Source organism: Mycobacterium sp. SMC-11 (genome assembly GCF_046250095.1).
Taxonomy (GTDB): Bacteria; Actinomycetota; Actinomycetes; order Mycobacteriales; family Mycobacteriaceae; genus Mycobacterium; species Mycobacterium heraklionense_A.
Map to the genome: position 1 here is coordinate 3547191 of NZ_CP176430.1, position 11172 is coordinate 3558362.

12 protein-coding genes and 1 pseudogene are annotated in these 11172 nt (G+C 68.3%); 9 read left to right on the top strand and 4 right to left on the bottom strand.

All coding sequences use genetic code 11. The features are described from left to right. Positions 1-5 precede the first annotated feature (5 nt). Both ACKY0X_RS16890 and ACKY0X_RS16895 read right to left on the bottom strand, forming a co-directional pair. Entirely contained in the window at positions 6-1307 is a 1302-nt protein-coding gene (locus tag ACKY0X_RS16890) for a thymidine phosphorylase (protein WP_409426971.1), read from the bottom strand. Then, a complete protein-coding gene (locus ACKY0X_RS16895; RefSeq protein ID WP_409426972.1) occupies positions 1304-1711 on the bottom strand; it encodes a cytidine deaminase in 408 nt (135 codons plus the stop codon). The genes ACKY0X_RS16890 and ACKY0X_RS16895 overlap by 4 nt, the downstream gene beginning before the upstream one ends. A 239-nt stretch (positions 1712-1950) precedes the next feature. On the opposite strand from ACKY0X_RS16895, the gene sdhC reads away from it, so the two are divergent. The 6 genes and pseudogenes from sdhC to ACKY0X_RS16925 all read left to right on the top strand — a co-directional run. Further along, positions 1951-2388: a succinate dehydrogenase, cytochrome b556 subunit gene (gene sdhC / locus ACKY0X_RS16900; RefSeq protein WP_109413662.1), complete on the top strand. Its 438-nt coding sequence runs from the start codon at positions 1951-1953 to the stop codon at positions 2386-2388. Then, positions 2385-2852 carry a succinate dehydrogenase hydrophobic membrane anchor subunit gene (locus ACKY0X_RS16905; RefSeq protein WP_065041863.1) on the top strand — a complete coding sequence of 156 codons (468 nt, stop codon included), beginning with the start codon at positions 2385-2387 and terminating at the stop codon, positions 2850-2852. The genes sdhC and ACKY0X_RS16905 overlap by 4 nt, the downstream gene beginning before the upstream one ends. A 33-nt stretch (positions 2853-2885) precedes the next feature. After that, the gene (gene sdhA, locus ACKY0X_RS16910) at positions 2886-4640 is read left to right on the top strand and encodes a succinate dehydrogenase flavoprotein subunit (RefSeq protein ID WP_409426973.1); all 1755 of its coding nucleotides are present in this window, start codon (positions 2886-2888) and stop codon (positions 4638-4640) included. Next, positions 4640-5509, top strand: a complete 870-nt coding sequence (locus ACKY0X_RS16915; RefSeq protein WP_231384114.1) for a succinate dehydrogenase iron-sulfur subunit — start codon at positions 4640-4642, stop codon at positions 5507-5509. Before sdhA ends, ACKY0X_RS16915 begins: the two co-directional genes overlap by 1 nt. A gap of 99 nt (positions 5510-5608) precedes the next feature. Then, positions 5609-6400 carry a 3-oxo-5-alpha-steroid 4-dehydrogenase gene (locus ACKY0X_RS16920; protein ID WP_409426974.1) on the top strand — a complete coding sequence of 264 codons (792 nt, stop codon included), beginning with the start codon at positions 5609-5611 and terminating at the stop codon, positions 6398-6400. 10 nt (positions 6401-6410) lie between these two features. After that, a pseudogene (locus ACKY0X_RS16925) lies at positions 6411-7043 on the top strand (carboxymuconolactone decarboxylase family protein); the annotation flags it as partial. On the opposite strand, the gene ACKY0X_RS16930 reads toward ACKY0X_RS16925, so the two are convergent. After that, complete coding sequence (locus ACKY0X_RS16930) at positions 7031-7498, bottom strand: PPOX class F420-dependent oxidoreductase (RefSeq protein WP_409426975.1); 468 nt, start codon at positions 7496-7498, stop codon at positions 7031-7033. The pseudogene ACKY0X_RS16925 and the gene ACKY0X_RS16930 overlap by 13 nt on opposite strands. Before the next feature lie 13 nt (positions 7499-7511). After that, positions 7512-8438, bottom strand: coding sequence for a sigma-70 family RNA polymerase sigma factor (locus tag ACKY0X_RS16935; RefSeq protein ID WP_409426976.1), 927 nt, complete (start codon positions 8436-8438; stop codon positions 7512-7514). A gap of 52 nt (positions 8439-8490) precedes the next feature. Here ACKY0X_RS16935 and ACKY0X_RS16940 point away from each other — a divergent pair, with 52 nt between their 5' ends. The 3 genes from ACKY0X_RS16940 to ACKY0X_RS16950 all read left to right on the top strand — a co-directional run bounded on the left by ACKY0X_RS16940 (position 8491) and on the right by ACKY0X_RS16950 (position 11168). After that, positions 8491-9480: an SMP-30/gluconolactonase/LRE family protein gene (locus tag ACKY0X_RS16940; RefSeq protein WP_409426977.1), complete on the top strand. Its 990-nt coding sequence runs from the start codon at positions 8491-8493 to the stop codon at positions 9478-9480. Between the two features lie 81 nt (positions 9481-9561). Next, entirely contained in the window at positions 9562-10785 is a 1224-nt protein-coding gene (locus ACKY0X_RS16945) for a D-alanyl-D-alanine carboxypeptidase family protein (RefSeq protein ID WP_409426978.1), read from the top strand. Further along, positions 10779-11168 carry a DUF4345 domain-containing protein gene (locus tag ACKY0X_RS16950; protein WP_409426979.1) on the top strand — a complete coding sequence of 130 codons (390 nt, stop codon included), beginning with the start codon at positions 10779-10781 and terminating at the stop codon, positions 11166-11168. The genes ACKY0X_RS16945 and ACKY0X_RS16950 overlap by 7 nt, the downstream gene beginning before the upstream one ends. The last annotated feature ends 4 nt before the right edge of the window (positions 11169-11172 follow it).

The following is an 11172-nucleotide window of genomic DNA, read 5'->3' on the forward strand; positions in this document are numbered from 1 at the left end:
CTTCATCATGGGGTCGCCTCGATGATCAAAGGTCGCGGCTGCGGCGGTGTGTCGCCGACGCAGTAGCCGCCGCCGAGCTCGGCCAGTGCGGGGGCGATGCGCTCGGGGGTGTCGGTGAACAGCGTGAACAAGGTGTCGCCGGCCGCCACCGGATCGCCGGGCCGGCGATGAATCCGCACCCCGGCGCCGTGCTGCACCCGCTCCCCCGGCCGGGACCGGCCCGCGCCGAGACGCCATGCCGCCAGGGCCACCGCCATCGCATCGATGTCGCCCATGAAGCCGCCGCGCTGCGCGTTCACGGTCTCGGCGCACGCACCCACCGGCAACGGCATCCCCAGATCCCCGCCCTGGGCGGCGACCATCGCGCCGAATCGGTCCATCGCGGTGCCGTCCCGCAGGGTCTGCGCCGGGTCGGCACCGTCGATCCCGGCCAAGGCCAGCATCTCTTCGGCGAGCCGAACCGTCAGCGCCACCACATCGGCCGGGCCGCCGCCGGCCAGCACCTCCAGGGCTTCGGCCACCTCGATGGCGTTGCCGACCGCGCACCCCAGCGGCGTGCTCATGTCGGTGAGCAGGGCTCGGGTGGCAACCCCGTGCGCCGCGCCCAGTCCGACCATCATCTGGGCCAGTTCCCCAGCCTGCTCAGCGGAGCGCATGAACGCGCCCGACCCGACCTTGACGTCCAAGACCAGGGCCGCGGTGCCCTCGGCGAGCTTCTTGCTCATCACCGAACTGGCGATCAACGGCAGCGATTCCACGGTGGCGGTGACGTCACGCAGCGCGTAGAGCTTGGCGTCGGCCGGTGCCAGAGCGCCGGCGGCGAAGACGGCCGCGCCGACCCCGGCCAACTGCTCGCGCAGCCGCGCGGTGGACAACGCCACCTCGAAGCCCGGTATCGACTCCAGCTTGTCCAAGGTGCCACCGGTGTGGCCCAGGCCGCGCCCCGACGCGCTGGGTACCGCAGCTCCGCAGGCGGCAACGACGGCAACCAGCGGCAGCGTGATCTTGTCGCCGACGCCGCCGGTGGAATGCTTGTCCACCGTTTTCAGGGGCTTGCCGTCGCGGCTCAGGTCGGTGAAGTCCATCCGCTCCCCCGAGGCGATCATCGCCGAGGTCCAGCGCACGGTTTCGGCCGCGTCCATCCCGCGCAGGTAGATAGCCATCAGCAGCGCCGACATCTGCTCTTCGGCAACCAGCCCTGCCGTGTAGCCGTCGATCAGCCAGTCGATCCCGGCGTCGGGCAGCCGGTGGCCGTCACGCTTGGTGGCGATCAGCGTCGGGGCGTCGAAGGCGGTCAGCAGGGTCATGGCAGCGCGGTTCTCGGCAAGAAGTCGGGCCCGAAGGCGTCCGGCAGCAGCTCGGCCAACGGCCGCGCCCCTGCCGGGTGGTCGATGAGCAGCTCGGCACCGCCGTGTTCGAGCAGTACCTGACGGCAGCGGCCGCACGGCATCAGCAGATCTCCGTCGGAGTTGCTGCACGACAGCGCCACCAGCCGTCCGCCGCCGGCGGCGTAGAGCCCGCAAACCACCGCGCACTCAGCACAGAGGCCCAGCCCATATGAGACATTCTCCACATTGCAGCCGGTGACGACCCGGCCGTCATCGGTCAGTCCGGCCGCGCCGACGCGCAGTCCCGAGTATGGCGCGTAGGCATTAGTCGAAACATCGATTGCGTTGCGCCGCAACATATCCCAGTCAATTTCGTGGGACATTCAACAGATCTCTTGTCGACCTGAGTGCACCACATCACCTCGTCCGTCCGTCAGCAACGATCAAATTTCAGCGTAGTCGCAGGCCCTGGCTACTCGTCAGTAACTTTCGTGTGGTCGTTTCGGACCTGTTGTTGGGTTTAGAGTCCTTGCCGAGGTTTATTGACAGCGATGGCGTTGCGGAGCGACCGTACGCGCGGTATAGCCGGGCGCAGCGGGCCGCTGCAGAAAATTTGGAGGCGCTGATGACGGCGACATCCGCCGATGCGACTGCGGCGCCGGGGCCGCGGTCGGATGCGACGCGGTTCCGGCGGCAGAGTCTGTACAAGGGCGACCCGGGAATGTGGGCGTTCGCGCTGCACCGGATCACCGGTGCGACGATCTTCTTCTTCCTGTTTGTCCACGTGCTCGACACGGCCCTGGTGCGGGTAAGCCCGGAGGCCTACACCGAGGTGATCGCGACCTACAAGACCCCGCTGGTCGGCCTGATGGAGCTGGGCCTGGTGGCCGCGGTGCTGTTCCACGGCCTCAACGGGGTCCGGCTGATCCTGATCGACTTCTGGTGGCAGGGCACCCGCTGGCACCGCCAGATGCTGGTGGCCGTCGGCGCCATCTGGCTGGTGGTAATGGTCCCGGTCGTGGTTCGGATCGGCATGCACATGGTGGAGCGGTTCCTATGAGCACAACTGACGTACAAGGCAGCCGGGGCCCGATAGCCCCCGTTCGCGGCCTGGACCGCGACCGTCCGGCCAGCCTCGGCGACCCACGCGCGCCGCAGCGGCACAGCGGGATGCCCAACTTCGAGAAGTACACCTGGCTGTTCATGCGGTTCTCCGGCGCCGTGCTGATCTTCCTGGTGCTCGGGCACCTGTTCGTCATGCTGATGTGGCAGGACGGCGTGTACCGCATTGACTTCAACTACGTGGCGGAGCGTTGGCACTCGCCGTTCTGGCAGATCTGGGACCTGCTCCTGTTGTGGCTGGCCCAACTGCACGGCGGCAACGGCATGCGCACGATCATCGGCGACTACACCCGCAGCGCCCGCAGCCGGTTCTGGCTGATGACGCTGCTGGCGGTGTCGATCATCTTCACGCTGGCACTGGGCAGCTACGTGCTGCTGAGCTTCGACGCGAACATTTCTTGACGGCAGATTCGGTAGCGAACGGGTGATATCGCGGTGATTCAAGAACATCGATACGACGTGGTGATCGTCGGTGCCGGCGGCGCCGGGATGCGCGCGGCCGTCGAGGCGGCCCCGCGGGCCCGCACCGCGGTGCTGACCAAGCTGTACCCCACGCGCAGCCACACCGGCGCGGCCCAGGGCGGCATGTGCGCCGCGCTGGCCAACGTCGAGGACGACAACTGGGAGTGGCACGCCTTCGACACCGTCAAGGGCGGCGACTACCTGGCCGACCAGGACGCCGTGGAGATCATGGCCAAGGAGGCCATCGACGCGGTGCTGGACCTGGAGAACATGGGTATGCCGTTCTCCCGGACCCCCGAGGGCCGCATCGACCAGCGCCGGTTCGGCGGGCACACCCGCGATCACGGCAAGGCCCCGGTGCGCCGCGCGTGTTACGCCGCCGACCGGACCGGCCACATGATCCTGCAGACGCTGTACCAAAACTGCGTCAAGCACGGCGTGGAGTTCTTCAACGAGTTCTACGCCCTGGACCTGGTGCTCACCGAGACGCCGTCGGGCCCGGTGGCCACCGGCATCGTTGCCTACGAGCTGGCGACCGGTGACATCCACGTCTTCCACGCCAAGGCCATCGTGTTCGCCACCGGCGGCTCGGGCCGGATGTACAAGACCACCTCGAACGCGCACACCCTGACCGGCGACGGCCTGGGCATCGTGTTCCGCAAGGGTCTTCCGCTGGAGGACATGGAGTTCCACCAGTTCCACCCGACCGGTCTGGCCGGCCTGGGCATCCTGATCTCCGAGGCCGTGCGCGGCGAGGGTGGCCGGTTGCTCAACGCCGACGGTGAGCGGTTCATGGAGCGCTACGCCCCGACGATCGTCGACCTGGCCCCGCGCGACATCGTGGCCCGCTCGATGGTGCTCGAGGTGCTCGAGGGCCGCGGCGCCGGACCGAACAAGGACTACGTCTACATCGACGTGCGTCACCTCGGCGAAGAGGTGCTCGAGGAGAAGCTGCCCGACATCACCGAGTTCGCCCGCACCTATTTGGGCGTGGACCCGGTCAAGGAACTGGTGCCGGTCTACCCGACCTGCCACTACGTCATGGGCGGCATTCCGACCACGAACACCGGCCAGGTGCTGCGCGACAACACCAACACCGTGCCGGGCCTCTACGCCGCCGGCGAATGCGCCTGCGTGTCGGTGCACGGCGCCAACCGGCTCGGCACCAACTCGCTGCTGGACATCAACGTGTTCGGCCGCCGTGCGGGCATCGCCGCCGCCGAGTACGCCAACACGCACGAGTTCATCGATATGCCGGAGAACCCCGCCGACATGGTGACCGGCTGGGTGGCCGACATCCTCTCCGAGCACGGCAACGAGCGGGTAGCCGACATCCGTGGCGCGCTGCAGCAGTCGATGGACAACAACGCCGCGGTGTTCCGCACCGAGAAGACCCTCAAGCAGGCGCTGAGCGACATCCACGCGCTCAAGGAGCGCTACGCCCGGATCACCGTGCACGACAAGGGCAAGCGCTTCAACTCCGACCTGTTGGAGGCGATCGAGCTGGGCTTCCTGCTGGAGCTGGCCGAGGTCACCGTGTTGGGTGCGTTGAACCGCCAGGAGTCGCGCGGCGGGCATGCGCGCGAGGACTACCCCAACCGGGACGACGTCAACTACATGCGCCACACCATGGCCTACAAGCAGGGCTCCGAACTGATCGCCGACATCCGGCTGGACTACAAGCCGGTGGTGCAGACCCGCTACGAACCGAAGGAACGGAAGTACTGATGTCCTCCTCAGCTGACTCCGGTTGCTGCTCGTCCGAGGGCGGTTGCTGCTCCCCCGGGCCGTCGAGCGCTGCACCGGCGGCGTTGGTCGACTCTGCCCCCGCCGGTGACCCGCCGCTGCCCCCGGTTCCCGAGGGCGCGCAGATGGTCACGCTCAAGATCGCCCGCTACAACCCGGAGAACCCGGACGCCTACGCCGCCACCGGCGGCTGGCAGAGCTTCCGGGTTCCGGCGCTGCCGACTGACCGGTTGCTCAACCTGCTGATCTACGTGAAGAGCTACCTGGACGGCACGCTGACCTTCCGCCGGTCCTGCGCGCACGGCGTGTGTGGCTCCGACGGGGTGCGGGTCAACGGCAACAACAAGCTGGCGTGCAAGCTGCTGATGCGCGACATCCTGCCCAAAAAGCCGGGCAAGGAACTGACGCTGACCATCGAGCCGCTGCGCGGGCTCCCGGTGGAAAAAGACCTCGTGGTCAACATGGAACCGTTCATGGATGCCTACAAGGCGGTCAAGCCGTACCTGATCACCTCGGGCAACCACCCCACCCGTGAGCACATCCAGAGCCAGACCGACCGTGCACGCTACGACGACACCACCAAGTGCATCCTGTGCGCCATCTGCACCACGAGTTGCCCGGTGTACTGGAGCGAGGGGGCCTACTTCGGGCCGGCCGCGATCGTCAACGCCCACCGGTTCATCTTCGACAGCCGCGACGAGGCCGCCGCCGAGCGCCTGGACATCCTCAACGAGGTGGACGGGGTGTGGCGCTGCCGCACCACGTTCAACTGCACGGACGCCTGCCCTCGCGGTATCGAGATCACCAAGGCGATTCAGGAGGTCAAGCGGGCGCTGATGTTCGCTCGCTGACCCTCCGCGACCAGACGCGAAAGCCCCCTATTCCGCCACGAAATGGGGGCTTTGGCGTCTGCTCGCCAGCTAGATCCGAAGGCGTGATAGGACACAGGGATGCACTGGTACACCGGCAACACCGTCTACGACACCGTCCTGACCGCAGCGTTCGCCTTCGCGGCGTTCGTGATCGTCGGCGGCTTCTTCGGCCAGAGCTCGTACGGCCGGTTCTCGACGACCAAGCTCGGCTTGAACCTGAACCCCAAGTTCGGCTGGTGGCTGATGGAGATCCCGGCGACCGTGGTGTTTCTGGTCGCCTACCTCAGCGGACCGGCCCGCTTCGAGCCGACGTCGCTGGTGCTGGCCGGCATTTGGGCGCTGCACTACGCCAACCGCGGCTGGTTCTTCCCGCTGGCGATCCGCCAGGTGCCCGGCAAGCGCAGCACCTTCAACATCTCGGTGGTGGTGATGGGCATGCTCGTCACGTCCATGCACGGCTACCTCAACGGTGCGCTGTTCAGCCACGATTACTTTCACCAGTACGGCACCGGCTGGCTGACCGACCCGCGGTTCCTGGTGGGCCTGGCGGTCTACCTGTGCGGGTTCGCGCTGCTGGTCAACTCCGAGTCGATCGTGCGCAACCTGCGAGACAAGAACAACCCTGGCGGCGCCGAGTACAAGATCCCGTTCGGCGGCGGCTTCCGCTTCGTCACCAGCCCGGCCTACCTGGGCGAGATGACGGCGTGGGCCGGTTTTGCGATCCTGACCTGGGCGCTGCCCGGCGTCGCCATCCTGTTGATCACCGCCGGCAATCTGATCCCCCGGGCCCTGGGCACCCACAAGTGGTACCAGGAGAAGTTCGTCGACTACCCGACCGACCGCAAGGCGCTGGTTCCCTTCCTGATCTGAGGGCCGCGTCTGCTCGTCACACTTTCCCGGGCTGTCCCGTCTAAGGGGTATGACTACCAAACCTCGCATCGACCCACTACCGCCGAAACGCACCAACGTGCTGGTGCGTGCCATGTACCGCTATGCCAAGCGGCGCTTCGGTGAAGTGCCGGAGCCCTTCGCCGTCGCCGCGCATCACCCGCGACTGCTGGTGGCCAATGCGGTGCACGAAGGCCTGCTGCAGTCCGCGTCGCGCAAGTTGCCGCCCGGCCCGCGGGATCTGGCGGTGTTCTGGACCGCCCGCACCGTCGGTTGCTCGTGGTGCGTGGACTTCGGATCCATGCTGCAACGCCTGGAAGGCATCGACACCGACCGGCTGAAGCACATCGACGACTACGCGACCTCCCCGCTCTACAGCGAGGACGAGCGGGCCGCGATCGCCTACGCCGACGCGATGACCACCGATCCGCATTCGGTCACCGACGAACAGGTCGCCGATCTGCAGCACCGGTTCGGCGACGCCGGTGTGATCGAGCTGACCTACCAGATCGGGGTGGAGAACATGCGATCCCGGATGTACTCGGCGCTGGGCATCACCGAGCAGGGCTTCAACTCCGGAGACGCATGCCGGGTGCCGTGGGCCACCGAAGATCAACGAGGCTGACTCGCCGGAGTGATCTCGATGTAAGCGATCGGGAGGCCGGCCGCCGCACTGCCCTTGTCCAGACCGCGCTCGAAGAGCCGCATCGCAGGACTCCAATTGGCGGCGATCGCACGTTCGGCGAGTGCATGATCGGACTCGGGCAGAATCCGGGCGATCGCGGCCACCGGTTGCCCTTCGGGTCTGCCGCGCAAGCTGCTGGGGACCACGACGACGTTCGGGTTGTTGCGGATTCGTTTGACCTTGCCGGTGGACGCGTCGGTGCGGACGTAGAGCTTTCCGGCATCGACGCCGTGGTTGATCGGGCTCGGCATCGCCTCCCCCGACCGTTTGAACGTGACCAGCAGGATCTGGCGGGACTTGTCGAAACCGGTGAAGTCCGTGCCGGTCGGTTCGGCGATGTCAAAGGCGTCGCGGTGGCGCATCTTGTCCATGGCGCGAAACATCAACGCCCCCATTTTCTTTGAGATGCTATTGGCCACGTTCCCTCTCCGATCGGTTGGCGGGGCGCAGCGGGGACCCGGTGAACTTGTCCGGATTGGCGATATCCCAGATCGCCACCACTCGCCCGTCGCGCACCGTCATCGCGGTGACGCGCGGCATCAGCTCGGGGAACCCGTCGGCGCCGGGCGCGCCTGGGGTGTAGGCGCCGAGTTCGCCGTTGACCAGGGCCAGCTGGTTTGCGGTGATCAGGGTCGGGCCGTAGCGGCGCGCCAGGCCGAGCAGGAACCGCGCCACCTTCTCTGGACCGCGAATGACCCGCGGGGCGGTCGGCGCCCGGCGATTCGCGTCGCCGGTGAACGTCACGTCGGGATGCAGCAGCGCCACCACGGCCGCCAGATCGCCGGATGCCATCGCGGCCATCAGTGAGCCGACCGCCTCGTCGTGGCGCGGATCGGGCCGCGGCGGCGGATCAGCGGTGACGGCCTTGCGCGCCCGGGACGCCAGCTGGCGGGCTGCGGCTTCGGTGGTGTTGAGCACCCCGGCCACCTCGCCGAACGGCACCGCGAACCCGTCGTGCAGCACAAACGCCACTCGCTGATCGGGAGTCAGCCGCTCCAGCACCACCATGGCGGCGAATCGGGCGTCTTCACCGGCCACCACCGACGACAACGGATCGGCGTCGTCGGTGGTGGTCACCACCGGTTCGGGCAGCCACTCGCCGAGATAGGACTCGCGGCGCCGCGCCGCCGAACGCAGTCGGTCCAGGCCGAGGCGACTCACCACCGTGGTCAGCCACGCCCGCGGGTCGACGATGTGGTCACGTTCGGCGGCGTCGAACCGCAGCCAGGCGTCCTGCACGATGTCCTCGGCGTCGGCGAACATGCCGGTGAGCCGGTAGGCCACCGCCAGCAGGTGAGGCCGCAGCGCCTCGAAGTCCTCCACCGATGCGGTCATCGCCACCAGCCTAGGCCTGCCTGGACTAAGAGCGTTGCGACACAATGCAGGAGTGTCCAAGCCGCGTATCGACCCCGTCCGCTGGCAGCCCCCGGGATCACGGCCGTTGCCGCCGCCGGATCCCGCACCGGCACTGACACTCGTCGACATTCCGGGCAACGCCCCCGAGGACGTCGTGGTCGACGCTGACGGCACCGTCTGGACCGGAGTCGAGGACGGGCGGATCATCGCGGTCGGTGCCGACGGAACGCCGCGGGTGGTGACCAACACCGGCGGGCGTCCGTTGGGGTTGGCGTTCACCCGCGATCACCGGCTGCTGATCTGCGACAGCCACCGCGGCCTGCTGCGTTATGACCCGCAGACCCAACAGCTGGAGACCCTGGTGAGCGAGGTGAACGGCCGGCCGCTGACGTTCTGCTCCAACGCCGTCGAATCAGCCGACGGCACAATCTATTTCACCGAATCCACCAGCCGGTTCCACTACGAGCACTACAAGGGCTCGGTGATCGAAGCCCGCGGCAGCGGATCGCTGATGCAGCGCAGCACCGACGGCACGGTAAGCGTGCTGGCAACGGGGTTGCACTTCGCCAACGGGGTGACGCTGACCGCCGACGAATCGGCCGTGGTGTTCGCCGAGAGCACCGGCCGGCGGCTGTCCAAGTACTGGCTGGCCGGTCCGCACCGCGGTTCGATCGGCCCGCTTGTCGAGGAACTACCCGGCCATCCCGACAACATCTCGACCGGGCCCGACGGACGGATCTGGGTCGCGATGGTCTCCGACCGCAACGCGCTGTCGGACTGGCTGAGCCCGCGCTCGCCGGTGTTGCGCCGGCTGTTGTGGCGGCTGCTGCCGTATCGCTGGCTGCCCGACCCGAAGTCAGTGGTGTGGGTGGTCGGCTTCGACGCCGGCGACGGGCGGGTGCTGGCCCAGTACCGCACCGAACACCCCGACTTCGGGCTGGCCACCGGTGTGGTGGAGGCCGACGGCCGGCTCTGGATGGGCCGGATCGCCGGGCCGGGCCTGGCGTATTTCCGGCTGTAGCCTCCCGCTGTAACTTCCGTCCCACCAGCCACAGCGTGGCTCCCGGATTTCGCCCCGCCGGTGACCTACCCTGCACACACGATGACTTCTCTGCGCTCGGTGTCAGCCCTGGTGGCGGCGGGTTTTCTCGCCACGGCCGCGCCCCTGGCGACCGCGGATCCCACCCCCGGCCTGAACGCGGGAACGGTCGGCTGCCCGTACCAGGTCAGCACCCCGCCCGCGGTTGACGCCTCCGAAGTGCCCCAAGCCGGCGCTCCCCCGCTGCCGCTGCCCGTGCCGGCCACCCCGGTCGGCGGCGAGGCCCTGGCCGGCTGTGGAATCGTGGTCGCACCCGACACCCCGCCGGTTCCCAGCGAGGTCTCCGCCGAGTCCTGGTTGGTGGCAGATCTGGACAGCGGTGCGGTGATCGCCGCCCGCGATCCGCACGGCCGACACCGGCCCGCCAGTGTGATCAAGGTGCTGACCGCGATGGCGTCGCTGAACGAGCTCGACCCCAACATGGTGGTTCTCGGCACCCAGGAAGACGCCAACGCCGAGGGCACCCGGGTCGGCGTCGGCCCCGGCGGCCGCTTCACCGTCGACCAACTGCTGCACGGCCTGCTGATGGGATCGGGCAACGACGCCGCGCACGCCCTGGCCATGCAGCTCGGCGGCTGGGATGTGGCGCTACAGAAGATCAACACCCTGGCCGCGCGGCTCGGCGGCCGCGACACCCGCGCCGCCACCCCCTCCGGGCTGGACGGGCCCGGCATGAGCACCTCGGCTTACGACATCGGGCTGTTCTACCGGTACGCCTGGAACAACCCGGCGTTCGCCAACATCGTCGCGACCCGCACCTTCGACTTCCCGGGCTACGGCGACACTCCCGGCTACCAGCTGGAGAACGACAACCAGCTGCTCTACAACTACCCGGGCGCACTGGGCGGCAAGACCGGCTACACCGATGACGCCGGGCAGACGTTCGTCGGGGCCGCAACCCGGGACGGACGCCGGCTGGTGGCAGTGCTGCTGCGCGGCACCCGGCAGCCGATCCCGCCCTGGCAGCAGGCCGCGCAGCTGCTCGACTACGGCTTCGCCGTCCCGGCCGGCACCCGAGTCGGGACGCTGATCGAGCCCGACCCGTCGCTGGTGGCGGCCCGCAGCCCCGCCGACGCCCCGAACCCGCAGGCCATGCTGCTGGCGCCGTCCGACGACACGGTGCCGGTGCGCGTCGGGGTGGGCATCTTCGGGACGATCGTGGTGTTCGGACTCATCATGGGTGCCCGGGCGGTGAACCGCCGCCCCGGCAGGGGCTCGGCATGGTGATCCGATCCCTACGGATCTTCGGCTGGCTCACCGGCCTGCTGTTGGTCGGGATCGGGATCAGCCGCATGGCGTTCTCGCTGGACTCCATTCCCGACGGCCAAGCCGTCAACGCGACCGTCGACAGTGAGGCCCGCGCGGCCGGCGCCCTGCTGATCGGCTTCGGGGTCGGCTACCTCGAGGCCTTTCGGCGCTCCCCGATCCCGACCGGAGCGGTACGCCTGCTGGCCGCCACCATGGCGCTGCTCGGGGTGTCCCGGCTGATGTCCATGGCCGACGTCGGCATGCCGCATCCGGCCTTCACCGCGGCCTGCGCCGTCGAATTCGTCGCGGCCGCGCTGACCTATTGGTATGCGACCCTGGCCGAGCACCCGCTGTCGCGCTGAAGGG